Annotated in this window: 21 protein-coding genes; 13 read left to right on the forward strand and 8 right to left on the reverse strand. The window is 75.6% G+C overall.

Annotated features, from left to right (window positions below; all coding sequences use genetic code 11):
- The 4 genes from RND61_RS04465 to RND61_RS04480 all read left to right on the forward strand — a co-directional run.
- Positions 1-238: flavodoxin-dependent (E)-4-hydroxy-3-methylbut-2-enyl-diphosphate synthase (locus RND61_RS04465; protein WP_315876345.1), on the forward strand; the 238-nt coding region annotated here is incomplete at its 5' end.
- Positions 239-418: 180 nt separating this feature from the next.
- Positions 419-1,264 carry a GNAT family N-acetyltransferase gene (locus RND61_RS04470; RefSeq protein WP_315876346.1) on the forward strand — a complete coding sequence of 282 codons (846 nt, stop codon included), beginning with the start codon at positions 419-421 and terminating at the stop codon, positions 1,262-1,264.
- Positions 1,265-1,293: 29 nt separating this feature from the next.
- Entirely contained in the window at positions 1,294-1,833 is a 540-nt protein-coding gene (locus tag RND61_RS04475; RefSeq protein WP_315876347.1) for a GNAT family N-acetyltransferase, read from the forward strand.
- 117 nt (positions 1,834-1,950) lie between these two features.
- On the forward strand, positions 1,951-3,651 hold the full coding sequence (locus RND61_RS04480) for a proline--tRNA ligase (protein ID WP_315876348.1): 1,701 nt from the start codon (positions 1,951-1,953) through the stop codon (positions 3,649-3,651).
- A 16-nt stretch (positions 3,652-3,667) separates the two neighbouring features.
- On the opposite strand, the gene RND61_RS04485 is transcribed toward RND61_RS04480, so the two are convergent.
- The 4 genes from RND61_RS04485 to RND61_RS04500 form a co-directional block, all read right to left on the reverse strand.
- The gene (locus tag RND61_RS04485; RefSeq protein WP_315876349.1) at positions 3,668-4,615 is read right to left on the reverse strand and encodes a slipin family protein; all 948 of its coding nucleotides are present in this window, start codon (positions 4,613-4,615) and stop codon (positions 3,668-3,670) included.
- A gap of 142 nt (positions 4,616-4,757) precedes the next feature.
- Positions 4,758-5,681 (reverse strand): aminoglycoside phosphotransferase family protein, encoded by a 924-nt coding sequence (locus RND61_RS04490; protein ID WP_315876350.1) that lies wholly within the window; start codon positions 5,679-5,681, stop codon positions 4,758-4,760.
- 54 nt (positions 5,682-5,735) lie between these two features.
- Positions 5,736-6,152 (reverse strand): DUF4439 domain-containing protein, encoded by a 417-nt coding sequence (locus tag RND61_RS04495; RefSeq protein ID WP_315876351.1) that lies wholly within the window; start codon positions 6,150-6,152, stop codon positions 5,736-5,738.
- Positions 6,149-6,757: a hypothetical protein gene (locus tag RND61_RS04500; RefSeq protein ID WP_315876352.1), complete on the reverse strand. Its 609-nt coding sequence runs from the start codon at positions 6,755-6,757 to the stop codon at positions 6,149-6,151. The genes RND61_RS04495 and RND61_RS04500 overlap by 4 nt, the downstream gene beginning before the upstream one ends.
- A gap of 155 nt (positions 6,758-6,912) precedes the next feature.
- Between RND61_RS04500 and rimP the strand changes: the two genes are divergently transcribed.
- The 9 genes from rimP (at position 6,913) to RND61_RS04545 (ending at position 19,463) form a co-directional block, all read left to right on the forward strand.
- Entirely contained in the window at positions 6,913-7,413 is a 501-nt protein-coding gene (gene rimP / locus RND61_RS04505; protein WP_315876353.1) for a ribosome maturation factor RimP, read from the forward strand.
- 2 nt (positions 7,414-7,415) lie between these two features.
- Positions 7,416-8,435, forward strand: coding sequence for a transcription termination factor NusA (nusA, locus tag RND61_RS04510; protein WP_315876354.1), 1,020 nt, complete (start codon positions 7,416-7,418; stop codon positions 8,433-8,435).
- Positions 8,436-8,546: 111 nt separating this feature from the next.
- Positions 8,547-8,825 carry a YlxR family protein gene (locus RND61_RS04515; RefSeq protein ID WP_315876355.1) on the forward strand — a complete coding sequence of 93 codons (279 nt, stop codon included), beginning with the start codon at positions 8,547-8,549 and terminating at the stop codon, positions 8,823-8,825.
- Between the two features lie 150 nt (positions 8,826-8,975).
- On the forward strand, positions 8,976-12,074 hold the full coding sequence (gene infB, locus RND61_RS04520) for a translation initiation factor IF-2 (protein WP_315876356.1): 3,099 nt from the start codon (positions 8,976-8,978) through the stop codon (positions 12,072-12,074).
- Between the two features lie 156 nt (positions 12,075-12,230).
- The gene (locus tag RND61_RS04525) at positions 12,231-12,524 is read left to right on the forward strand and encodes a DUF503 domain-containing protein (protein ID WP_315876357.1); all 294 of its coding nucleotides are present in this window, start codon (positions 12,231-12,233) and stop codon (positions 12,522-12,524) included.
- Between the two features lie 27 nt (positions 12,525-12,551).
- Positions 12,552-13,010 carry a 30S ribosome-binding factor RbfA gene (rbfA, locus tag RND61_RS04530; protein WP_315876358.1) on the forward strand — a complete coding sequence of 153 codons (459 nt, stop codon included), beginning with the start codon at positions 12,552-12,554 and terminating at the stop codon, positions 13,008-13,010.
- Positions 13,010-13,936, forward strand: a complete 927-nt coding sequence (gene truB, locus RND61_RS04535) for a tRNA pseudouridine(55) synthase TruB (protein ID WP_315876359.1) — start codon at positions 13,010-13,012, stop codon at positions 13,934-13,936. Before rbfA ends, truB begins: the two co-directional genes overlap by 1 nt.
- 211 nt (positions 13,937-14,147) lie before the next feature.
- On the forward strand, positions 14,148-18,470 hold the full coding sequence (locus RND61_RS04540; protein WP_315876360.1) for a serine protease: 4,323 nt from the start codon (positions 14,148-14,150) through the stop codon (positions 18,468-18,470).
- A 39-nt stretch (positions 18,471-18,509) separates the two neighbouring features.
- Positions 18,510-19,463: a bifunctional riboflavin kinase/FAD synthetase gene (locus tag RND61_RS04545; protein WP_315876361.1), complete on the forward strand. Its 954-nt coding sequence runs from the start codon at positions 18,510-18,512 to the stop codon at positions 19,461-19,463.
- A 56-nt stretch (positions 19,464-19,519) separates the two neighbouring features.
- Here the strand turns inward: RND61_RS04545 and RND61_RS04550 are convergent, their stop codons facing one another.
- The 4 genes from RND61_RS04550 to eccE all read right to left on the reverse strand — a co-directional run bounded on the left by RND61_RS04550 (position 19,520) and on the right by eccE (position 25,280).
- Positions 19,520-22,369, reverse strand: a complete 2,850-nt coding sequence (locus RND61_RS04550) for an SCO5717 family growth-regulating ATPase (RefSeq protein ID WP_315876362.1) — start codon at positions 22,367-22,369, stop codon at positions 19,520-19,522.
- Positions 22,370-22,781: 412 nt separating this feature from the next.
- A complete protein-coding gene (locus tag RND61_RS04555; RefSeq protein WP_315876363.1) occupies positions 22,782-23,015 on the reverse strand; it encodes a DUF397 domain-containing protein in 234 nt (77 codons plus the stop codon).
- Positions 23,016-23,199: 184 nt separating this feature from the next.
- Complete coding sequence (locus RND61_RS04560; RefSeq protein WP_315876364.1) at positions 23,200-23,916, reverse strand: hypothetical protein; 717 nt, start codon at positions 23,914-23,916, stop codon at positions 23,200-23,202.
- Positions 23,916-25,280, reverse strand: a complete 1,365-nt coding sequence (gene eccE, locus RND61_RS04565) for a type VII secretion protein EccE (protein ID WP_315876365.1) — start codon at positions 25,278-25,280, stop codon at positions 23,916-23,918. Before eccE ends, RND61_RS04560 begins: the two co-directional genes overlap by 1 nt.
- Positions 25,281-25,342 lie beyond the last annotated feature (62 nt).

Consider the following 25,342-nt stretch of genomic DNA (forward strand, 5'->3'; position numbering starts at 1 on the left):
TCCGTTGCGGGTGGCGGTGATGGGGTGTGTGGTCAACGGTCCTGGTGAGGCGCGTGAGGCGGATCTGGGGGTGGCGTCGGGCAATGGCAAGGGGCAGATCTTCGTGAAGGGCGAGGTCATCAAGACCGTGCCGGAGTCGAAGATCGTCGAGACGCTGATCGAGGAAGCGATGAAGATCGCCGAACAGATGGAGAAGGACGGCGTGCTGTCCGGCGAGCCCGAGGTCTCCGTCGGCTGATCCACCCGGCCGCCCGGTCCCGCACCCCGTGCGCCGGCCGCGAAGCCGGGACGCACGGGCGGGAGGGCGCCCCCGCGGGCCGCGGCGGGCCTGGAAACGGCCCGCCGCCACCGCGCCCCGCATGGTCGCGGCGGTGCCGGGTACAGTGCGGTGACCGACAGACCCACTGGTGAGGCCCCCGTGTTGACGCACACCACCACCCGGGTCCTCGAACCCGGGGACCTCGGCGCCGCGCTCGCAGTCCTCGACAGCGAGCCGGTCGCCAACGCGTTCGTCACCGCCCGCGTCCAGGCCGCCGGCCTCGATCCGTGGCGCCTCGGCGGCGAGATGTGGGGCTGGTACGACGAGGGGCGGTTGCGCTCCCTGTGCTATTCGGGCGCCAACCTCGTCCCCGTCTGCGCCACCCCCGAAGCGGTCCGCGCCTTCGCCGACCGCGCCCGCCGCACCGGCCGCCGCTGCTCCTCGATCGTCGGCCCGGCCGAACCGACCGCCGAGCTGTGGCGCCTCCTCGAACCGAGCTGGGGCCCCGCCCGCGACGTGCGGCCCCACCAGCCCCTGATGGTCACCGAGCGGCCCGCCGCCGACGTGGAGCCCGACCCGCTGGTCCGCCGCGTCCGCAAGGACGAGATGGACCTGATCATGCCGGCGTGCGTGGCGATGTTCACCGAGGAGGTCGGCGTCTCCCCGATGGCGGGCGACGGCGGGCTGCTGTACCAGGCGCGCGTCGCCGAGCTGGTCTCCTCCGGCCGGTCCTTCGCGCGCGTGGAGGACGGCAAGGTCGTCTTCAAGGCGGAGATCGGCGCGGCCACGCCCAAGGCGTGCCAGATCCAGGGCGTCTGGGTCGCACCCGAGCACCGGGGGCGGGGCCTCTCCGAGACGGGCATGGCCGCGGTCCTGCGGTACGCCCTCGCGGACGTGGCGCCGGTCGTCAGCCTGTACGTCAACGACTACAACAAGCCCGCCCGGGCCGCGTACCACAGGGTCGGCTTCCGCGAGACGGGCGCGTTCATGAGCGTGCTGTTCTGAGGGCGCGCGCGGGACGTAGGGTTCGGGCCATGGATGACGTCGTGGTGGTCGGACCGCTCGACCTGACCGCGCGGGTGGACGACGCGCTGGCCGTGCAGGCCCTCGCCTTCGGGCTCAGCGAGGGCGAGGTCGCGGTGCGCCGCCACATCGTGGTCCGCCACATGGCCTGCCGGGGCGCCCGCGCGTACGGCGCGACCACCCCGGACGGGCGCCTCGTCGGCTTCGTGTACGGCATGCCCAACGACCGGGCCCACTGGTGGTCGACGGTCGTCCAGCCGTACCTGGTCCGCGAGGGCAACGACGGCTGGCTCGACGACTCGTTCGTCATCACGGAGCTGCACGTCCACCCCGGCCACCAGGCCCGCGGCATCGGCACGGAGCTGATCACCACGATCACCGGCACGGCGGACGAGCCCCGCTCGATCCTCTCGGCCATCGACACGGAGAGCCCCGCCCGCAGGTTGTACCGCTCCCTCGGCTACGTGGACCTGGCCCGCCGGGTGCACTTCCCGAGCGCCCCCCGCCCGTACGCGGTGATGGGCGCCCACCTGCCCCTGCGCCGGGGGTAGGACCGGGCCGCCGCCGCGCCCCCGGGCGGCGCGGCGGCGGGGCCACTGATTTCCGCGGGCCGGGGGCGCCCGGCTAACCTCCTGCCCATCACACTTTTCACCGCAGGAGAGATCCCCATGGCCCAGGTCCAGCGCATGTCCCGGTTGATGGTCAAGACACTGCGCGACGACCCGGCGGACGCCGAGACGCTCAGCCACAAGCTGCTCGTCCGCGCCGGTTACGTCCGCCGCAACGCCGCCGGCATCTGGTCCTGGCTGCCGCTGGGCAAGAAGGTCCTGGAGAACGTCTCGCGCGTCGTGCGCGAGGAGATGGACGCCATCGGCGCCCAGGAGGTCCTCCTGCCCGCCCTGCTGCCGAAGGAGCCGTACGAGGCGACCGGCCGCTGGGACGAGTACGGCGCCGAGCTGTTCCGCCTCCAGGACCGCAAGGGCGCCGACTACCTGCTCGGCCCCACCCACGAGGAGATCTTCACCCAGCTGGTCAAGGACCAGTGCACGTCCTACAAGGACCTGCCGGTGATCCTCTACCAGATCCAGACCAAGTACCGCGACGAGGCCCGCCCCCGCTCGGGCATCCTGCGCGGCCGCGAGTTCCAGATGAAGGACTCGTACTCGTTCGACACGACGGACGAGGGCCTCGCCGAGTCGTACCGCCTGCACCGCGAGGCGTACGTGAGGATCTTCGAGCGCCTCGGCCTCCACCACAAGATCGTCTCCGCGACCTCCGGCGCCATGGGCGGCTCGGCGTCCGAGGAGTTCCTGGCCCCCGCCGCGGCGGGCGAGGACACCTTCGTGTACTGCCCGTCGTGCGATTACGCGGCCAACACCGAGGCCGTCACCTTCGCGGGCGGCGAGCCCGTCGACGGCTCCGCGCACGGCCCGGTGGAGGAGCTGGACACCCCGGACACGCCGACCATCGAGACGCTCGCCGAGCACCTCGGCGTACCGGCCTCCGCGACGCTGAAGAACCTGCTGGTCAAGGTGGACGGCGAGATCGTCGCCGTGGGCGTCCCCGGTGACCGCGAGGTCGACCTGGGCAAGCTGGAGGACCACCTCGCGCCGGCCGTCGTCGAGATGGTCACCGCCGAGGACTTCACGGGCCGCCCCGACCTGGTGCGCGGCTACGTCGGCCCGCAGGGCCTGGAGAAGGTCCGCTACATCGCCGACCCGCGCGTCGCCCCCGGCACCGCCTGGATCACCGGTGCCAACAAGCCGGACACGCACGCGAGGAACGTCGTCTGCGGCCGCGACTTCCAGGTCGACGACTACCTCGACGTCGTCGTGGTCGAGGAGGGCGACCCCTGCCCGAAGTGCGGCACGGGCCTGAAGCTCGACCGCGCCATCGAGATCGGCCACATCTTCCAGCTCGGCCGCAAGTACACCGACGCCTTCCAGTTGGACGTGCTCGGCCAGAACGGCAAGCCGGTCCGCGTGACCATGGGCTCGTACGGCATCGGCGTCTCGCGCGCGGTGGCGGCCCTCGCCGAGCAGACCGCCGACGACAAGGGCCTGTGCTGGCCGCGCGAGATCGCCCCGGCGGACGTCCACGTCGTCGCGGCGGGCAAGGCGCTCCAGACGGAGCTGGCCCTGGAGGTCTCCGAGAAGCTCCGCGAGGCCGGGCTGCGCGTCCTGGTCGACGACCGGGCGGGCGTGTCGCCGGGGGTGAAGTTCACCGACGCCGAGCTGATCGGCGTGCCGAGGATCCTCGTCGCCGGGCGCCGCTCGGGCGAGGGCGTCGTCGAGCTGAAGGACCGCCGCACGGGCGAGCGCGAGGAGCTGACCGTCGAGGAGGCGGTGGCCCGCCTCACGGCCGCGTAGCGCTCGGAGGGCACCCTCAGAGGCATCCCGCCGTACCGGCGCCGTCGTCCCGCACCGGGACGGTCGGCGCCGGTGCGCGTACGGGCCGCGCGGTCGCCGCGCGGGGCGCCTCCAGGGACGGGGCGGGGCCGCCGTCCCCGGCCGGGGCGGTGGCGGGCCCGGGGCGCCCGTCCGCCTCGTCCCCGGCCGCCCGGTGCTCGGCGGCCTCCGCCGACCGCTCCAGGAAGCGGAGCAGCTCCACCGGGATCGGCAGCACGAGCGTGGAGTTCTTCTCGGCGGCGACGGCCATCACGGTCTGGAGCAGCCGCAGTTGGAGGGCGGAAGGCGTGTCGGCCATCTCGCGCGCGGCCTCCGACAGCTTCTTGGACGCCTGGAGCTCCGCGTCGGCGTTGATCAGCCGCGCCCTGCGCTCGCGGTCCGCCTCGGCCTGCCGGGCCATGGAGCGCTTCATGGTCTCGGGCAGCGACACGTCCTTGATCTCGACGCGGTCGATGGTGACGCCCCACTCGACGGCCGGGTTGTCGATCATCAGTTCCAGGCCCTCGTTGAGCTTCTCCCGGCTGGAGAGCAGGTCGTCCAGGTCGCTCTTGCCGATGATCGAGCGCAGCGACGTCTGGGCGATCTGCGAGACGGCGAACCGGTAGTCCTCGACGCGGATGACGGCCTCGACGGGGTCGACGACCTTGAAGTAGATCACCGCGTCGACCCGGACGGTGACGTTGTCGCGGGTGATGCCGTCCTGGGCGGGCACGGGCATCGTCACGATCTGCATGCTCACCTTCCGCATCCGGTCGACGAACGGGACGACCAGGGTGAGCCCCGGCCCCCGCACCCGGCTCCGCAGCCGCCCGAACCGCAGGACGACGCCCTGTTCGTACTGCTTGACGACCCTGACGGCGGCCCCGACGTACGCGATGGCGGCCGAGCCCGCCAGTACGGCCGCGGTCAGCAGTTCCTCGCCCATGACGACCCCCTGCCGTCGAGTCGAACCCAGGTGCGATACAAGGGTTACGCCCCATAGTGCACCGATATGGTCGAAACGGGCAGTGTCGTGCGGCCGTGTTCTCCGTGCGACGGCGCCCCGGTCGCCCGGAGTCCCCGGCCGGTCACAGCCAGCCGGCGAACTCCAGCAGCGGCTCCGCCTCGCGGTCCCGCCCGGCCGCCAGCGCACGGGTCCCCGACTCGACCGCCCGGAACAGCGTCCAGCCGCGCAACCGCTCCCGGTCCACGTCCAGGGAGTCCGCCAGCCGGTGCACCCGCCGCCGCGCCGCCGCCGCGCCGGACGCCTCCGCCACCAGGTCCTCGACCCGGTCGCGCACCAGCCGCGCCAGGTCGTACGCCCGCTCGCCCACCACCGGCTCCGGCCCCACCGCCAGCCACGGAGCCCGGTCACCGGCCAGCACCTTGCCCTGCCGGAAGCAGCCGTGCAGCAGCAGCGCCTCGGACGCGTCCGCCAGCAGCCCGGCGCGGGCCTCCAGCGCGGCCGCCACCAGGGCGCCCACCGCCTCGTCCGCCCGGTACGCGGCCATCGCCTCCGCCCGGGGCGCCGTCCGGTCCGCCACCGACTCGAAACGGTGCCCCTCCGGGGGCTCCACCCACAGCCGCCGTACCGTACCGGCCGCCTCCAGCAGCGCCTTCGCCTCCGGCAGCGACCGCAGCGACACGTCCGGCCGCAGCCGCTCCAGCAGCAGCCCGGGCCCCTCGCCGGCGTCGTCCAGCAGCCGCACCGCGCCCCAGCCGTCCCAGTGGGCGAGCGCCTCCCGCTCCCGGTCGGGCGCGGCGAACGGCGGCGCCAGCTTCAGCGCGGCCGGCTCCCCGCCGCCCCGCCGGGCCAGGACCACCACGCTGCTGCGGCCGCCCGGCTCCACCACCCGCTCGGCGGCCATGCCGCGCCCGGACAGCGCCCGGCGGACGGTGTCCGGCAACCCGTCGAGCCACGTGCTCGCGGCGGCCTCGCCGTACGTTTCGCCGAGTGCCCGCACCAGGCGACGAGGCGGTTCGGACACGGGGACGTCAGCGGCGTGGGCCATGCGTGCGGGGCCACCTTTCGGTCCTGCGGCGCGAGCCGCGCGGGGAAGCGGGGCTCACGGTCGCTCGGCGAGCCCAGGAAAGGCTACGCCGCCGCCGCGCCAGCGGACGGCCCGCACCGCCGCCTCCCGCAGCGCGGCCGCCGCGTCCCGGCGCAGCGCGCCCCCGGCGGCCCGTACGAGGTCGGCGTACACGCCCGCGACCCGGTCCTCCAGCTCGGCGGCCAGCCGCACCGCCCCGTCCCCGTCCGCCACCGGGAACGGCAGCGCGTACGCCGGCGCCGACGCGGCCGGCGTGCCGCCCAGGTCCCGCACGGTCCGGGCCGCCGCGTCCCGCCGCGCCCGGTGCGCCGCGTGGGCCGCCTCCGCCTCCGCCCGCCTGGCCGCCCCGACCCGGGCGCCGACGACGCCGTACCCGTACACCGCGGCGTGTTCCGCCGCCAGCACCGCCTGCGCGGCCTCCAGGGCGCTCACGCCCGGCTCCCCTCGCCGAGCAGGTAGGCGTGCGCGGCCCCGGCTGCGGCGACCGACGCCAGCAGGCGGGCCAGCTCCGGGGGCGCGGCCACCAGGGCCGCCGCGTGCGCCGCCGCGGTGCGCGAGGCCAGCGCGGCCAGCTCCCCGAGCACGGCGCCCGGCTCGGCCGGCACGCCGCGGGGGAACGGGCCCGCGCCGGAGCGCGGCGCCGGGGACGCGGCGCCGTCCGCGCCGGGGGCCGTGCCCACCGGGGTCGGGGACGCCGTGCCCGCCGGGTCCGGGGACGCCGCGCCGGGGGCCCGCTCGCCCGGAGGGGCCAGCGCCGCCACGTGGCGGGCCGCCGCCTCACGGAGCGGGGCCAGCCGGCCGCCCAGCGCCGGATGGGCGTCCAGCGCCTCGTCGTAACCGGCCAGGAGCACCCCGCTCGCCGCCGCCGACCTGCGGCGCAGGACCGTTTCGGCACGCCGTGCCGACTCGGCCGCCGAGGGGCGCGGGAGGCCGCCCCCGCCGGAGCCCGGGCCCGAGCAGCCGGCCAGCGCCCCGGACACCCCGGACGCCGTCGCCACCGCGAGCGCACGCCTCCGCGTCACCTCCGTGCGCCCCACGTTCACTCCTTCGGGTACACCACTTCGAAGATCACCGCAGGCGAGCGTACCCGCGGGCCGGTCCGGGGTGGACGGCAACACCCCCCGGGACCGGATACCCTTTGTCTGACACGCGACGAACCCACAACAGCACACGCGGCCGAGGAGTCACCCGGATGAGCACCACCCAGAGCGAGAGGCTGCGCGGGTTGCTGGAACCGCTGGTCACCGCCAGGCAGCTGGATCTCGAGGAGATCGAGGTGTCCCGGGCGGGCCGCCGCAGGGAGCTGAGGGTCATCGTCGACTCGGACGACGGCGTGGAACTCGACGTCTGTGCCGAGCTGAGCCGCGCCATCTCCCAGACGCTCGACGAGACGGACGCGATGGGCGAGGAAGAGTACGTCCTCGAGGTGAGCTCGCCGGGCGTCGACCGCCCCCTCACCGAACACCGCCACTTCGTGCGCGCCACCGGCCGCCTCGTGAAGTTCCGGCTGCACGAGGGCGGCGACCTCGTCGCCCGCATCCTCGGAGTGGACGAGGAGGGGCTCGACCTGGAGGTCCCGGGCGTGAAGGGCCGCAAGGCCACCGCCCGGCGCCTGGAGTTCCCCGAGATCGCCAAGGCGCGCGTGGAGATCGAGTTCAACCGCAAGGACAAGAAGGAAGAGGAGGAGGCGTAGCCGTGGACATCGATGTGAAGCTCCTTAAGGGCTTGGCACATGAGAAGGAGATCCCCTTCGAGCTGCTGGTCGAGGCGATCGAGTCGGCCCTCCTCATCGCCTACCACCGCACCGAGGGAGCCCGCCGCCACGCCCGCGTCGTGCTGGACCGCCAGACCGGTCACGTGACGGTGTGGGCGAAGGAGGACCCGGCCGACCTGGAGGAGGGGCAGGAGCCCAAGGAGTTCGACGACACCCCGTCGGACTTCGGCCGCATCGCGGCGACCACGGCCCGCCAGGTCATCCAGCAGCGGCTGCGCGACGCCGAGAACGACATGACGTTCGGCGAGTACGCGCGCCGCGAGGGCGACATCGTGGCCGGCGTCGTCCAGCAGGGCAAGGACCCCAAGAACGTCCTGGTCAAGCTGGACGACAAGCTGGAGGCGATCCTCCCCGTCCAGGAGCAGGTGCCCGGCGAGGAGTACACGCACGGCCTGCGCCTGCGCACGTACGTCGTCCGCGTCGCCAAGGGGGTGCGCGGTCCGTCCGTCACCCTGTCGCGCACGCACCCCAACCTCGTGAAGAAGCTGTTCGCGCTGGAGGTCCCGGAGATCGCCGACGGTTCCGTCGAGATCGCCGCGATCGCCCGCGAGGCCGGCCACCGCACGAAGATCGCCGTACGGTCGACGCGCTCCGGCCTCAACGCCAAGGGCGCCTGCATCGGCCCGATGGGCGGCCGGGTGCGCAACGTCATGGCGGAGCTGCACGGCGAGAAGATCGACATCGTCGACTGGTCCGACGACCCGGCCGACATGGTGGCGAACGCGCTCTCCCCGGCGCGCGTCTCCAAGGTCGAGGTCGTCGACCTGGCGGCCCGGTCCGCCCGCGTCACCGTGCCGGACTACCAGCTGTCCCTGGCGATCGGCAAGGAGGGCCAGAACGCCCGCCTGGCCGCCCGCCTCACCGGCTGGCGCATCGACATCCGGCCGGACACCGAGCAGCCCGCGCAGTCCGCCGGGGAATCCCGGGAATCCGGGGAATAGAGACCACCGTGGTCACGTTGGGCTACAGCGAGACCACGACGGGATCACGACAACAACCGTTCGATTTTTGCCCCAAAGGGGTGAGGTCGGTGCGGGGAGGTAGACTTAAGCGTGTCTGGCCGGACGCATGCCCGCGCATGCCCTGAGCGAACCTGTGTGGGATGCCGGGAGCGGGCGGCCAAGAGCGATCTGCTGCGCATCGTGGCGATCGAGGGTGAGTGTGCCCCCGATCCACGCGGTACGCTGCCCGGTCGGGGTGCCTATGTGCATCCCGTCCAGTCCTGCCTCGATCTGGCGGTCCGCCGCCGGGCGTTCCCCCGGTCCCTCCGGGTCCAGGGTCCGCTCGACACCGCGGACGTGCACCGCTACGTCGAGCAGGCGACACCGTAAGAAAGAAGTACGGCACGGGGAGAGCCCGTGCGGTCAGGTACCTCGCGAGTGGAAGTAGGTCGAGATTGCGATGAGCACTCGATGAGTACGCGATGAGTACGCCCATGAAGTAGCGACGGTCCGGCGGTAACCGGACCTCAAAGGAGCGAAGTGGCTAAGGTCCGGGTATACGAACTCGCCAAGGAGTTCGGTGTGGAGAGCAAGGTCGTCATGGCCAAGCTCCAGGAACTCGGTGAATTCGTCCGTTCGGCGTCATCGACGATCGAGGCGCCGGTTGTCCGTAAGTTGACCGACGCTTTGCAGGGACCCGGCTCCGCCGGCAAGTCCGCTGCCAAGCCCGGCGCGCCCCGCAAGGCCGCGCCCCCCGCCCCCGCCAAGCGCGAGGGCGGCACCCCCGCGCCCGCCAGGCCCGCCGCGCCGTCCCCGGCGCAGGCCGGCGGCGCCCCCCAGGCCCCCAGGCCGGCAGGGGAACGCCCGGCCGCCCCGAAGCCCGGCGCCCCCGCGCCGCGGCCCGCGGCCGCCGAGAAGCCCGCGGCGCCGGCCCCCGGCCCGCGTCCCACCCCGGGTCCGAAGCCCGCCCCGGCCGCCAAGCCGGCCCCGGCGGCCCCGGCCCCGACGAAGCCCGAGTTCACCGCGCCCCCGTCGGCTCCCGCCGCCGGTCCCCGGCCCGGTGCCACCCCCGGCCCCCGCCCCGCCGCGCGTCCCCAGACGCCCGGTGGCCAGCAGGGCGGCGGACGCCAGGGCGCCCCGCGCCCCGGCCAGCAGGCCCCCCGTCCGGGCGGCCGTCCGGCCGGCCCGCGTCCGGGCAACAACCCGTTCACCTCCGGTGGCTCCACCGGCATGGCGCGCCCGCAGGCGCCCCGTCCGGGCGGCGCCCCGCGCCCCGGCGCCCCGGGTGCTCCCGGCGGCCCGCGTCCGCAGACCCCCGGCCAGGCCGGTCCGCGTCCGCAGGCGGGCCCCGGCGGCCCGCGCCCCACGCCCGGCTCCATGCCGCGTCCCCAGGCTCCGCGCCCGGGTGGCGGCCCGGCCGGTAACCGCCCGAACCCGGGCATGATGCCGCAGCGTCCCGCTGCCGGCCCGCGTCCCGGCCCCGGTGGCCGCGGTCCCGCGACCGGTGGCCGTCCGGGTGGTCCCGGCGGTCGTCCCGGTGGTGGCGGCGGCTTCGCCGGTCGTCCCGGTGGTGGCGGCGGCGGCTTCGCCGGTCGTCCCGGCGGCGGCGGTGGCGGCGGTGGCCGTCCCGGTGCTCCGGGCGGTGGCGGCGGCTTCGGCGGCGGCCGTCCCGGCTTCGGCGGCCGTCCCGGCGGCCCCGGTGGCCGTGGTGGCACGCAGGGCGCGTTCGGCCGTCCGGGCGGTCCCGCCCGCCGCGGCCGCAAGTCGAAGCGGCAGAGGCGCCAGGAGTACGAGGCCATGCAGGCCCCGTCCGTGGGCGGCGTGATGCTGCCTCGCGGCAACGGCGAGACCGTTCGCCTGTCGCGCGGTGCGTCCCTCACCGACTTCGCGGAGAAGATCAACGCCAACCCGGCGTCGCTCGTCGCGGTCATGATGAACCTCGGCGAGATGGTCACCGCCACGCAGTCCGTCTCCGACGAGACGCTGCAGCTCCTCGGCGACGAGATGAACTACACCGTTCAGATCGTCTCGCCGGAGGAGGAGGACCGCGAGCTGCTCGAGTCCTTCGACCTGGAGTGGGGCGAGAACGAGGGCGGCGAGGAGTACCTCACTCCGCGCCCGCCGGTCGTGACCGTCATGGGTCACGTCGACCACGGCAAGACCCGCCTGCTCGACGCGATCCGCAAGACGAACGTCGTCGCGGGCGAGGCCGGTGGCATCACCCAGCACATCGGTGCCTACCAGGTGACGACCGAGGTCAACGGCGAGGACCGCAAGATCACCTTCATCGACACCCCGGGTCACGAGGCGTTCACCGCCATGCGTGCCCGCGGTGCCAAGTCCACCGACATCGCGATCCTCGTGGTGGCGGCGAACGACGGTGTGATGCCCCAGACGATCGAGGCGCTGAACCACGCCAAGGCGGCCGACGTGCCGATCGTGGTCGCGGTCAACAAGATCGACGTCGAGGGCGCCGACCCGGTCAAGGTGCGCGGTCAGCTGACCGAGTACGGCCTGGTGGCCGAGGAGTACGGCGGCGACACGATGTTCGTCGACATCTCCGCCAAGCAGGGTCTGCACATCGACTCCCTGCTGGAGGCCGTGATCCTCACGGCGGACGCCTCGCTCGACCTGCGGGCCAACCCGGAGCAGGACGCGCAGGGCATCGCCATCGAGTCGCACCTCGACCGTGGCCGCGGCGCCGTCGCGACCGTCCTGGTCCAGCGGGGCACGCTGCGGGTCGGCGACACGATGGTGGTCGGCGACGCGTACGGCCGCGTCCGGGCGATGCTCGACGACAAGGGCAACAACGTCGAGGAGGCGACCCCGTCGACTCCGGTCCTGGTCCTGGGTCTCACCAACGTCCCGGGCGCCGGCGACAACTTCCTCGTCGTCGACGAGGACCGCACGGCCCGCCAGATCGCCGAGAAGCGCGCCGCGCGGGAGCGCAACGCCGCCTTCGCCAAGCGCGTCCGCCGGGTGTCCCTCGAGGACCTCGACAAGGTGCTCAAGGCCGGTCAGATCCAGGAACTCAACCTCATCATCAAGGGCGACGCGTCCGGTTCGGTCGAGGCCCTCGAGTCCTCGCTGCTCCAGCTCGACGTCGGTGAAGAGGTCGACATCCGGGTCCTGCACCGCGGCGTGGGTGCGGTCACCGAGTCCGACATCGACCTGGCGATGGGCTCCGACGCCATCGTCATCGGCTTCAACGTCCGCGCGGCCGGCCGTGCCGCGCAGATGGCGGAGCGCGAGGGCGTCGACGTCCGCTACTACTCGGTGATCTACCAGGCCATCGAGGAGATCGAGGCGGCCCTCAAGGGCATGCTCAAGCCGGAGTACGAAGAGGTCGAGCTCGGTACGGCGGAGATCCGCGAGGTCTTCCGCTCGTCCAAGCTGGGCAACATCGCGGGTGTCCTCATCCGGTCCGGCGTGGTCAAGCGCAACACCAAGGCGCGCCTCCTGCGCGACGGCAAGGTCGTCGCGGAGAACCTCAACATCGAGGGTCTGCGTCGCTTCAAGGACGACGTCACCGAGATCCGCGAAGGCTTCGAGGGCGGTATCAACCTCGGAAACTTCAACGACATCAAGATCGACGACGTCATCGCGACGTACGAGATGCGCGAGAAGCCGCGCGGCTGACCCAGCCCGCGCGACATCAGGAGCGGAAGCCGGGGCCGGTCGGCGGAAGGAATTTCCGTCGATCGGCCCCGGCCGCTGCGTGTACGGTTCGGATGTCCCCGCCGGTGAACGGCGGGGGCCTACCGAACCCGAACCGGCGGGACATCCGGACTGTCCATGTATGTGGGGACGCTGTCCTTCGATCTGCTTCTCGGCGACGTACGGTCGCTGAAGGAGAAGCGCTCCGTCGTCCGGCCGATCGTCGCCGAACTCCAGCGGAAATTCGCGGTGAGTGCGGCGGAGACCGGCAACCAGAACCTCCATCGCAGGGCCGAGATCGGCGTGGCGATGGTCTCCGGGGACGCCGGGCATCTCACAGGGGTACTGGACCGGTGTGAGCGCCTCGTCGCCGCGAGGCCCGAGGTGGAGCTGCTGTCCGTACGGCGGCGCCTGCACACCGATGAAGAGTGAACGCAAGACGGAAGAGGAGACGGACCGGTGGCCGACAACGCGCGGGCCCGCAAGCTGGCCGATCGCATCCAGGTCGTGGTCGCGGAGACCCTGGACCGGCGAATCAAGGATCCGCGGCTGGGCTTCGTGACCATCACGGACGCCCGCGTCACCGGCGACCTGCGGGAGGCCACGGTCTTCTACACGGTCTACGGTGACGAGGAGGAGCGCGCCGCGTCCGCGGCCGCGCTGGAGTCCGCCAAGGGCGTCCTGCGCTCCGAGGTCGGCAAGCAGACCGGCGTCCGCTTCACGCCGACGCTGACGTTCGTCCCGGACGCCCTGCCCGACAACGCCCGCACCATCGAGGACCTCCTCGACAAGGCGCGGGCCAAGGACGCCGAAGTACGCCAGGTGTCCACCGGCAAGACGTACGCGGGCGAAGCCGACCCGTACCGCAAGCCCGGCGAGGACGAGGCCGAGGACGACGAGGACGGCGCCGGCGCCTGATGAGCAACGCAGCACACGCCCTCCCGGCCCGGGCCGGGAGGGCCCCCCAAGACGGCCTCGTCATCGTCGACAAGCCGTCGGGGTTCACCTCCCACGACGTCGTGGCCAAGATGCGCGGCATCGCCCGCACCCGCCGCGTCGGCCACGCCGGCACGCTCGACCCCATGGCCACCGGCGTCCTCGTCCTGGGCGTCGAGAAGGCCACCAAGCTCCTCGGCCACCTCGCGCTGACGGAGAAGGAGTACCTGGGCACCGTCCGGCTCGGCCAGAACACCCTCACCGACGACGCCGAGGGCGAGATCACCTCGTCCGCCGACGCGTCCCGCGTGACCCGCGAGGCCGTCGACGCGGCCGTGGCCAAGCTGACCGGCGACATCATGCAGGTGCCGTCGAAGGTGAGCGCCATCAAGATCGACGGGAAGCGGTCCTACGCGCGCGTGCGGGGCGGCGAGGAGTTCGACATCCCGGCCCGCCCGGTGACCGTCTCCCAGTTCACCGTGTACGACATGCGCGACGCCGTCGCCGACGACGGCACCCCCGTCGTCGACCTGGTCGTCTCCGTCGTCTGCTCGTCCGGCACGTACGTCCGGGCCCTCGCCCGCGACGTCGGCGCCGACCTCGGCGTCGGCGGGCACCTCACCGCGCTGCGCCGCACCCGCGTCGGCCCGTACAAGCTGGACGCCGCGCGCACCCTGGACCAGCTCCAGGAGCAGCTCACCGTCATGCCCATCGCGGAGGCGGCAGCCGCCGCGTTCCCGCGCTGGGACGTCGACGAGCGGCGCGCGAAGCTGCTCCTCAACGGCGTTCGGATCGACATGCCCGCCTACGAGCGGGGCCCCGTCGCGGTCTTCGGACCGCAGGGCCGCTTCCTGGCCCTGGTGGAGGAGCGCGGCGGGAAGGCCAAGAGCGTCGCCGTCTTCGGCTGACCCCCGCCCCGGGGCTCCGGGGCGGGGGCCCCACCGTGGAGCGGGCCGGTCGCCCGCGCCCGCTCCACGATCCCCCTCCTGATGTCTCTGTCCGCGCCGGGATGCCTATTCACCCACTTGGCCGGGCGCTCGGAGTGAACAAGGGGGCATTTGGGGGCGCGTCCGATGGACGCGTTTCCCGGCGTGATCGGCCCGGTCCTACGGTCGACCCATGGCACGACAGGACCGGACGACACTGGTACGCATCTGTGATCAGGCGGGCCGGACGCGAGGCTCCGGCTTCGTCGCCGACCACCTCGGCACGGTCGTCACCAGCCACGAAACCGTCGACGGCCTGGAGCGGATCGTCGTCTGCACCCCCGACGGACGCGCCCACACGGCGAGGGCCGACGCCGTCACCGCCCTGCCCGCCGACGCCCTCGCCCTCGTCCGCACCGACGGGCTCGGCGTCCGCCCCCTGCCCATCGCCTCCCGCCCCGCACCCGCGGCGGGAGCGTACGTACACGTGTACGCCCACGGCTGGCGCGAGGCGCGCGTCCTCGGCGCCGCGCGGGCCACGTACACCGGCGCCGAGGGCTCCCACCCGGTCGACGAGGCCCTGGTGCTCGCCATCGGCACCGAGGGCCGCGAGGCGCTGCGGCGCGGCGGGGAGGCCGCCGGGGGACCCGTCCTGGACGCCGCCACCGGCACCGTCCTCGCCGTCCTCGCCGGCGCCCTCCGCACCGACCACCGCGCCGCCGGGCTCGCCCTGCCCCTGGCCCGCGCCGCCGCCCGCGCCCCCGGCGGCCCGCTCGCCGCCCTCCTCCACCGCAACGCCGCCACGGTCCCGGCCCACGGCCCCGACCTGAACCTCGCGGGCGCCCTCGAACTCGCCGCCCTCACGCACCCCGCCCTCGCCCTCGCCCGGACCGTCGCACGGCCCGGCATCGCCCACCGCCTCGACCTGTTCGCCGCCGCCCCCCACGGCCCGGACCACCCCGTCGTCTGCGGGGTCGTCGGGGAACCCGGCACCGGGCGCACCACCGCCCTGGGCGCCCTCGCCCACCGGCGCGCCGCCGCTGCCGCCCCCGAGCCGACCGTGTGGCTGCGCGGCGCCGACCTGCGGCCGGGCGACGTCTCCCTGGGGGACGCCGTGAGCCGCGTCCTGGACCGTGTCGAGCGGGCCGCCACCGAGGCCCGCGGCGACCGGAACGCCCACCCGGAGTCCCGCGCCACCGCCCCGGGCGCCCTGGCCCGGCACGTCGCGCGGATCGCCTGGGACGCGGGCCGGCCGCTGCTCGTGCTGCTCGACGCCCCCGAGGAGGCACCGCCGCCCTTCGCGGACCGGCTGCCCTCCTGGACCGCCGAGACGGTGCGCTGGCTGCGGCGGCACGGCGTACGGCTCGCCGTCGCCTGCGGGCCCGCGCACTGGGGGACGGCCGGTGCCCTGTACCCGCCGGGCGCGCTGTACCGGCCCGGCGCGTCCACCGGTCGGTTCCCCGCCGCCGTGCCGGTCGGGGACCTGACGCCCCAGGAGGCCGAGGAGGCCCGCGCACGGTACGGGCTGCCCGCCGGGACCCTCGCGGCGGCCGACGCGCGCCACCCGCTGGCGCTGCGGCTCCTCGCGGACGTACGGGCCGCGCTGCCCGGCGCGGTACCGGGGCGGGCCGGGCGGGCCGACGTCTTCGCCGCCCACCTGGACCTGCTGTGCCTGCGCGTCGCGCACCGCGTCGCCGCCGGGTGCCGGCCGGCGCTGTCGGAGGCGGAGGTCCGCGGCCTCGCCGCCCGGGCCGCCGACCGCGTCCGCGAGGCGGCCCGGCGCTGTCTCGGCCCCGGCCACGGCGAACTGGACCGGGCCGGGTTCGAGGAGTTGTTCCCGTGGGGCACCGGTTGGGCGTCGGCGGTGCTCGCGGAGGGGCCGCTGGTCGCGGCGGGCGCGGGCTACCGGTTCGCGGACGAGGAGTTCGGGGAGTGGCTCCAGGCCCTCCACGTCGACGTGGACGCGGCCCTGGACGCCCTGGTGCACACCCGCCGCGACACGGCCCCGCCCCCGGACCGCCTGCCGTGCGTCCCCCCGGCCCGGGGCCGCGTGCCGGCGCCGGCGATCCCGGCCGCCGGTCCGGTCCCGGCCGCCCTGCCCGCGCGCCCGACCGGGTACGCCATCCCGCCGGTCCCGCCGGTCCCGCCGTTCCCCCCGGCGCTGCCCGGGCGGGCGGGCCCGGTGGGCCACGGCCCCCGGCCGCACGCGGCCCGGCCGGAGCCGGCCACCGGACCCGGCGGACACGCGGTCGCGCCCGGAGTCGTGGCCGCGCCCGGTGACGTCCCCCCGCCCGGGCACCCGGTCCTGCCGGGATACCCGGTCCCGCCGGGTTACCCGGTCCCGGCCGGGCACGCCTTCCCGCCCGGCGGGACGGTGCGGCCCGGGAACTCCTCCGCGCCCGGCGCGCCCGCCCCGCTCGACCACGGCACGTCCCCCCGGCCCGGCCCGGAGGGGCACATCGCCCTGCCGGGCCGGGCCGCCTTCCCCGACACCGCCCTGCCCGGTCACCCGGTCCCGCCCGGCCACCCGGCCCCGCCCGCGCGGTTCGCCCGACCCGAGTACGGCGGAGTGCCCAGGCAGACACCCCCGGGCGGGTACGCCGCTCCGCCCGGGTACGCCGCTCCGCCCGGGTACGGCACGCGGCCCGAACGGCGGGCGCCGCTCGGCCAGGCCGTCCCGCCGACCGTCCCGCCGCCGCGCACGGCCCCGCCCGGACCGGCCTCCCGGCCCGGTCACGGCGACCCGCGCGGTGCCCTCCTCCCGGCCGGGCCCGTCGACCGCCCGCTGCCGCCCGGCGTTCCCGCGCCGCGCCCCGCGGGGGTGCCCCCGCACCGGGTCGGCGTCGTGGTGGGGGCGTTGCTGCTGCTGGAGGGGGGCCGGGGCGCCGAGGCGCTCGCACGGAGGCTGGAGCGGCTCGCCCGCCACGAGGGCGGGCCCGCCGACGCCGGCTGGTGGGCGGGCCGACTGCTGCGGGACACGCTGCTGCGCGTCCGGGACGCCCGGCCGTACACCGGTGTCCTGCGGCAGTTGGCCGAGCGCCTCGCGGCACGGCCGGCCCCCGGCGACCCCGACGTGTACGGGGCGCCCTTCTGGGAGCGGCTCCGCCTCGGCGAGGACGAGCGCCTGGACCTCCTGCGCCGCGTCCTCCCCGCCGACGCCCCGTCCCGCGCCCCGCGCCGCCCCGGCTACCTGGAGGCCGTCGCCCGGCGCCTGGCCGCCGACCCGCGCGGCGTACAGCCCCTGCTGTGCCGGTGGTTCACCGACGAACGGCCGCTCTCCGCCGAGCCCGGCTCCCACGTCCGGCCCACCGTCGCCGGCGTCGCCCAGGCGCTGCTCCACACCCACCGGGACCTCGCCGTCGACGACCTGTGCGAGGCCCTCGTCACCACCGCCCACCCGCGCGCCGACGAGCTCCTCACCGGCCTCGTCCACGACGACCCCGCCGCGCTGTGCCGCGCGGTCGACCGCTGGGCGCACGACGACACGCGCCCCGCCCGCCGTGTCGCCGCGGCGGCGTACGGGCCGCTCCTCGCCGCCCGCGTCACCGACGGCGGCGACCGCGAACTCCTCCGGTACGCCGCCCTCGCCCTCCTCGCCCGCCCCGGGGACCGCTCCCTGCACGGCGCGGCCCTCGCCGTCCTCGTCCACGACCCGCACAGCCGCACCCGCCACCTGGCCCAGGCCCTCGCGGCGTTCCGGGCCGGCGACCGCGGACTGCCCGCCCGGGCGCTGACCGCCGCGCTCGCCACCCACCCCGAGCCGGTCCTCGCCGCCTTCCGCGCCCGGCTGCGCAGCGGCGGCCCCGCCGTGGCCGCCGACGTCCTCGGCGCCCTGGCCGACGTGGACACCCCCGAGCTCGCCGGGTGCGCCGCCGCCCTCGTCCGCGGGTACGTCGACGGCCACCCGGAGGGCGCCGCGCACGCCGCCGCCCACGTCGACCGGCGTCTGGAGCGGGGCCCCGCCGTCCGCGCCGACCTGTTCCCGCTCGTCACCGACCTGCTGCGGGGCCGCCCCGCCGAGGTGCGCGCCGCGCTGGTCCCGGTCCTGGCCGCACCCGGCACGCCCGCGTCGCGGGCCCTGCGCGGCGAACTCCTCGACGTACTCCTCGACCTGGAGCGGGACGAGCGCCCCGACCCCGCCGTGCCGGAGGCGCTGTTGCGGGCCGCCGCCCACGGCGCGGCGGGGCGCCCGGAGTCCCGCACCCGGAACCTGGTCCTGCGGAGCGGCGAGTTGCTGGCCCGTACGGCCGAGGGCGCGGCGGTCCTCGACCGGCGGCTGGCCGAGCTGGCCGACGAGGTCCCCGGCTTCGCCGCGCTGCTGGGCGCCTGGTTCGCCGGGGACCCGCGGCGGTGGGCGGCCCTCGCGGGCCCCGCCGTCCGCCGCGCGGTCGAGCGGCACGCCGCGCCGGGGCCCGGTGACGGGGCCGCCGCTGTGGCCGGGCGGGTACGGACCGCTATGCCGATGCGGAACGAACCACGGGGGCATGGCACCCTTAGACCTGCGTATCGGTCATGACGCATTGACGTACACGGGTTCGGGCGAGGAGCGGTCACAGTGCAGCGCTGGCGAGGCTTGGAGGAGATTCCCCAGGACTGGGGGCGCAGCGTCGTCACCATCGGTTCCTACGACGGCGTCCACCGCGGGCACCAGCTCATCATCGGCCGGGCCGTGGAGCGCGCCCGTGAGCTGGGCGTCCCCGCCGTCGTCGTCACCTTCGACCCGCACCCCTCCGAGGTCGTCCGCCCCGGCAGCCACCCGCCGCTGCTCGCCCCGCACCACCGGCGGGCCGAGCTGATGGGGGAGCTGGGCGTCGACGCGGTGCTGGTCCTGCCGTTCACGACCGAGTTCTCGAAGCTGTCGCCGGCCGACTTCATCGTGAAGGTCCTGGTCGACAAGCTCCACGCGCGCGTGGTCGTCGAGGGCCCCAACTTCCGCTTCGGCCACCGCGCCGCCGGCAACGTCGACTACCTCGCCGAGCTGGGCGCCACGTACGACTACGAGGTCGAGGTCGTCGACCTGTACGTGACGGGCGAGGCGGGCGGCGGGCAGCCGTTCTCGTCGACGCTGACCCGGCGCCTGGTCGGCGAGGGCGACGTCGCGGGCGCCGCCGAGATCCTGGGCCGCCCGCACCGCGTCGAGGGCGTCGTCGTCCGCGGCGCCCAGCGCGGCCGCGAGCTGGGCTACCCGACGGCGAACGTGGAGACCCTGCCGCACACGGCCGTCCCCGCCGACGGCGTCTACGCCGGCTGGCTGACCGCGAACGGCGAGCGGATGCCGGCGGCGATCTCCGTCGGCACGAACCCGCAGTTCGACGGGACGGAGCGGACCGTCGAGGCGTACGCCATCGACCGCGTCGGCCTGGACCTGTACGGGCTGCACGTGGCCGTCGACTTCCTCGCCTACGTGCGGGGGCAGAAGAAGTTCGACTCGATCGAGGCGCTGCTGGAGGCCATCGCGGACGACGTGAAGCGCTGCCGTGAGCTGACCGGGGAGTACGACGCCCGCTGAGGCCGTACGAGGAGGGCCCGCACCGTGGGGACGGTGCGGGCCCTCCTGTCGTGCCGTCACTCCCGGGGCGGGGCGGGGGCCTGCGGCGGCTGCTGGGGCCAGGCGGGGGCCGGCGCGGGCGCGTCGGGGTCGCCGTACGGCACGCCGCCAGGCTGGGGCGGCTGCTGGGGCTGGGGCGGCTGGTCCGGCCAGTTGGCCGGGGGCTGCTGCGGCCAGCCCTGCGGGGGCACATCCGGCTGGGCGAACTGGGCGGGGGCCTGCGGCGGCTGCCCGTACGGCTGCCCGGGCGCGGGCTGTCCGGGTACGGGCTGCCCCGGTACGGGCGGCTGACCGCCGTACGGGGGCTGGGCGGCGTACGGCTGGCCCTGGCCCGGGTGGCCCGGCATCGGCGGGGCCATCTGCGGCGGCATGCCGCCGTGCCCGTCACCGGTCCACAGCCCCTGCGCCTGCTGCGCGCGCGTGAAGTCCTCGGCGACCATCGCGGCGAGGTTGAAGTACGCCTCCCGCGTCTTCGGCCGCATCATGTCCAGGTCGACCTCGGCGCCCGCCGCCAGGTGCTCGTCGAACGGCACCACGACGACACCCCGGCAGCGCGTCTCGAAGTGCTGGACGATGTCCTCCACCTTGATCATCTTGCCGGTCTCGCGGACACCCGAGATGACGGTGAGGGAACGCTGCACCAGCTCGGCGTACCCGTGCGCGGAGAGCCAGTCCAACGTCGTGGACGCGCTGGAGGCGCCGTCGACGGAGGGGGTCGAGATGATGATCAACTGGTCGGCGAGGTCGAGCACACCGCGCATGGCGCTGTACAGCAGACCCGTGCCGGAGTCGGTGAGGATCACCGGGTACTGGCGGCCGAGCACGTCGATCGCCCGCCGGTAGTCGGCGTCGTTGAACGTCGTGGAGACGGCCGGGTCCACGTCGTTGGCGATGATCTCCAGTCCGGAGGGCGCCTGCGAGGTGAACCGGCGGATGTCCATGTACGAGTTGAGGTACGGGATCGCCTGGACCAGGTCGCGGATGGTCGCGCCGGTCTCGCGCCGCACGCGGCGGCCGAGCGTACCGGCGTCCGGGTTCGCGTCGATGGCCAGGATCTTGTCCTGGCGCTCACTGGCGAGGGTGGAGCCGAGCGCCGTCGTCGTCGTGGTCTTGCCGACGCCGCCCTTGAGGGAGATGACGGCGATCCGGTAGCAGGACAGGACGGGCGTGCGGATCAGTTGGAGCTTGCGCTGGCGCTCCGCCTCCTCCTTCTTGCCGCCGAGCTTGAAGCGGGAGCCGGCGGAGGGGTTGCGGCTGCTCTTGGGCTTCTGCTTGGTGTTGCGGAGCAACCGGTCGGAGGAGAGCTCGACCGCCGCCGTGTACCCGAGCGGAGCGCCCGGCACGGACGGCTGCCGCTGATCGTGCGCCACCGGGGAGGGCCAGGCGGCGCCGGTACGGGGGTCGGCGGCGGGCGCGGGGGAGGGCGCCTGGGGCTGGGCCCGGCCCTGGGGGTGCGGGAAGCCGTACCCGTCCTGTGGCTGGCCGGGCTGGCCGGGCTGGGCCTGCGGGGCGGGGTGGCCGGGGTGCTGCGGGGTCTGGCCGGGGTGGACCGGTGCGCCGTACCCGCCCTGCGGCTGCGCGGGCGCGCCCTGCCCGGGCGCCTGGCCCGGCGGGGGGCCGTACGGGTTCTGGGGCTGGGCGGGCCGGGGCTGTTCCGGCACCTGGCCCTGCGGGAAGCCGTAACCGCCCTGCGGCTGCCGGGCGTCGGGCGCGGGCGGCTGCGCGTGCGGGTGGGGGAAGCCGTACCCGTCCTGCCCGGTCGTCCGGCCCGTCGGGAAGCCGTACCCGCCCGGCTGTACGGCGGCCTGCGGGTTCGGGAACGAGGCTGCCGGCGACTGCGGTGCGCCGGGCGCGGGAGCCGCCCCCGGCCACACGGGCGCGGGCGCCGGGGCGGGCGGGGCCGACTGGTCGGCAGTGGGCGCCGGTACGGGCCACTGCTGCGCCCCGGGCGGCGCCGCCGGCTGGAACGCGGGCGGCAGCGGCGGCAGACCCGGCACGGCCGGCCCACCGCCCGGGGCGTCCTGCTGGGCGGGCTGCGGCGGCCACGGCTGCGACGCGGGCTCACCGGCCGCCGGAGTGAAGTCCTGCGCGGGCGCGGCGTCCGCCGCCGGCTGCTCGGCGGACGGCTGGTCAGTGGACGGTCGGTCGGTGGACGGCTGGTCGTCACCGCCGTCGGCCGGCCCGTCACTCCGGTCACCACCGTCACCGGAACCGTCCGCCGGCGCCTCGTCCCGAGGCTCCGTACCGGCGCCGGACCCGTCGGCCCGGTCGTCACCGGCCTGCCCGTCGTCCGCCGCGTCGCCGGCCGGTACCCGCTCCTCGTCCGGGGCGACGGCGCTCTCCGGGGCGACGGCGGTGTCGCCCTCCGCCGTACCGCCGTCCCCGGCCCGCCTCTCGCCCTCGCTCCCGCCTCCGGCCTCTGCCTCCGCGCGCTTTGCGACCTCGTCCGTCTCGTGCTGCGGCGCGGCGGGGGAGAAGCGCGTCGTGGCCCCGCCCCCCGCGTCGCCCCCGCCGAACGGCTGCGCCGCGGGAACAGGGGCAGGGGCAGGGGCCGGCTCGTGCACCGCGGGCGGGGCGGCGGGCGGCGCGGACGGCACGGGCGGCACGGGCGGCGGCGTGGAGTGCGGCTGGAACCCCCCGCTCTGCGGCAGGCCGGGAACGGCGATGGGCTGCCCGGTCGGCGGCGGGGGAGGCGTCATCGCACCCGGCGACGGGGCGTCCGCGCCCCCGGCGTTCTGCGTGTACCAGGCGGGTGGGGTGTAGTCGATGGTGAACTCACCCGTCATCTCGGCGGCGTCCACGTCGGACGGATCGTCGACGGGAGGAGCGTTCCATCCCCGGTGGATCTCGTCCCGATCGCCGTTCACTTTGCCTCCTGGTGTGGTCGAGCACCCTTGTGCCGTCGTGGGTGTGGGCGACCGTTCCCGTCGTCCGCGGCCCGGCTCTCCCCTGCGGGCACCGCACGCCCGCGCGGGGTCACGGCCGGCCCCTCCCACCCTAATCGCCGACGGCGCCCGCGCGTCAGGCCCGTCGATCGGCGAGGGCGCCACCGGACCGGTGGACCTCACCGCCATGTGACGCCACGACACCCCTGTGTGAGGAGAGGGTGGAGCGAAAGCCTTCAAAAGCCGACATGTTGACAGCGTCTCACGGCCCCGCGCGCCGGTGCGGCCTCTCCAACAATCAGGTCTCGGCCGCCCGCCCCTCCACGCGAAAGGACCCCGCCCGCCCGGGGTCCCGGGCCGCGGGGTCCGCCGCCACCGCCGTGCCGTCAGCGGTTCACTTCAGGTCGAACTCCCCGTCACGCGCCCCCAGGACGAACGCCCGCCACTCCGCCTCCGTGTAGCGCAGGACCGTGTCCGGGTCCAGCGACGACCGCATGGCGACCGCGCCGCCGGGCAGGTAGGCGATCTCGACGCGCTCCTCGTCGGGGCTGGTGCCCGGAGGGCCGTGCCACTCCACCCCGGAGATGTCGAGGGCGTACAACTCGTCCTTCTCCTGTGCGCTGCCCATCGCTCGAGTCCTTTCGGTAACGGCTGGGACGAACGTGCCCCTTCAGGAGCCCCGCCCGGTCGGCTGCGACGGCGGCTGCGGCTGCGGCACGCGTCACGTCCCGGCATCTTAGAGCCGGACGCGCCGCGGGGCCGGGCCACTTGACAGACGGCCCGGAACCCCTCGGCGGTTCTCCGCCGCGGCCTCAGTCCATCCGCCGGGCCGCGCCCAGCAGCCCCGTCTCCGCGTCGGTGCCGCTCGTCATCACCCAGTGCCGCTCCCGCCCCGCGCACCACAGCGTCACGCCGTCCGCGAGCGTCGGCAGGGCCTCGTACTCGGCCCGCGCCAGCCCCAGGATCCGGCCGATCTGCTCCGCCTCCTGCGGGGAGACCCGCTGCACGCCCACGAGCGTCGCGGCGCGCATCAACCGGGGCGCGACCGGACTCAGGTAGGGCAGCAGCGTCAGCACCGACTGCCACGGCGACGACACGACCCGGCCCCGCGGCGGCCGCATGCCGCAGTCGCGGACGACCACGACCGGGCTGCCGACCGTGGCGCCCATCGGCGGCACCCGGCCCACGTCGTGCAGCGTGACGCACTCCAGACCCGCGCCGGCCGCGTGCGCCAGCGCCGTCCACGCCTGCGCCCGGCCGGTCTCGACGGCCACCCGGGCGCCCGTGCCCGCCGCGCGCAGCGCCAGCACCTGCGCCGTCCACAGGCCGCCGATGAGCAGCACGTCGTACGGGGTGGAGCGGTGGAAGCCCACGATGCGCGGGTTGCCCTCCGCGTCGTCCCCGATGACCACGCCGTCGTCGCCGACCGGCAGGGACAGGGCGCCCATGCCGTCCGCGGCGACGCTGTGGCCCGCGTGGCGCGGGCCGAACAGTCCGCGCGGGGCGCGTGCCGACCGTGCTCCGAACATCACTGCGTCCCTCCCAGCGGCAGCGTCGCCAGCACCCCGGGCAACTGCTCCCGGTCGAGCCGCACCAGACCGACCTTCGCCGACCGGGCGGCCTGCTCCAACGCCCGCCGCACCCCGATGAGCTCGGTGTCCGAGCCGCCGGTGATCCGCACGTACCCGGCCACGTCCACGGTGCCCTGCCGCGATCCGCGGCGCATCGCGAGGCCGAACGTCGTCGCGTACGCGGGCGTCGCCGTCAGTAGCGACACGAGCCTCGCCAGCGGGGACCCCTCGCCGCCGTCGGCCAGGTCCGGCCAGCGGCCCACCGCGTACGTCGTGTGCCAGCGGTCGTCGCATCGCCACACGCGCGCCGTCTCCACCGTGCGGCGCTGCGGCGTGGCGTCCGGGCGGTGCGCGCGGGCCGCCAGCCGGGGGCTCGCGCACGCCGCGGTCGCCATCGTGGAGTTCAGCTCCTCCTGGTCCAGTACGACGGCCTCGAACCCGGCACCCGTGATCCTGCTCGCCACGTGGTCCGCCGCGCGCACCAGGCACCGCTGGGCGCCCTCGACACCGCCGCCGCGCGCCGCGATGGCCTCCCGGCAGCGCTCCGGGTCCAGCTTCAGCGCCACCCACGTCATCCGCAGGGCGGGCGCCCCGGTGCGCTGCTGCAGCGGCGCGTACGAGAGCCGGGCCACCGCCTGCTGCGGCAGGTGCGGCGCCGGTGCGGAACGCACCTGCTGCACCAGTTGCGCCGACTCCAGCACGATGTCGTCGACCTCCAGCGCCCCGCCCAGCAGCGACAGCGGGAGCGTCCGCGCGCCGAACGCCGGCCGCGGCGCGGCGCCGCCCGCCTCGACCCGGACGACCGCGGTCAGGAACGTGCCGTCGCCGAGCATGCCGACGGTGCGCCGCTTCCGGTCGACGTACGGGAACGGCCGGAACCCCGGCAGCCCCTCCACGATCGGCGCCAGTGACGGGTCGACGTCCACGGCGGCGGGCGCGGCCGCCCGGCGGCGGGCGCGCAGGGCCAGCGCCGTCGACGCCCAGTCCGGCACGGCCCGGCCGCGGCGGCGCACCACCGCGAGCAGCACGAGCACCACGGCGACGGACAGCGTCGGGACCAGCCACAGGCCCCGCAGCGCGACCCCGACCGCGGCCAGCGCCAGGGCCAGTTCGACCAGGACCAACTGGCGCAGTTGGAAGGGCCCCACGCGGCCGACCCGCGACAGCGGGCGCGGAACGGGGGCGGGCGCGGAGCCGGGCGCCGGGGAAGCCGGGGCGGAACGATGTCCTCCGGTCCGGCGGCCGTTGCTGCGTTGCCGGCGGGAACGGGCGGGGCGTCCCTCGCCGGACCGCCTCGTGCGCGCGCGCGTCGCCGTACCCATCGCCGCGTTGCCCCCTCGTGTCCGTAAAAGCCGAATTCACACGGCCGTTGACCGGGCGATCA

This window comes from Streptomyces tamarix (assembly GCF_032423885.1).
Classification (GTDB): Bacteria; Actinomycetota; Actinomycetes; order Streptomycetales; family Streptomycetaceae; genus Streptomyces; species Streptomyces tamarix.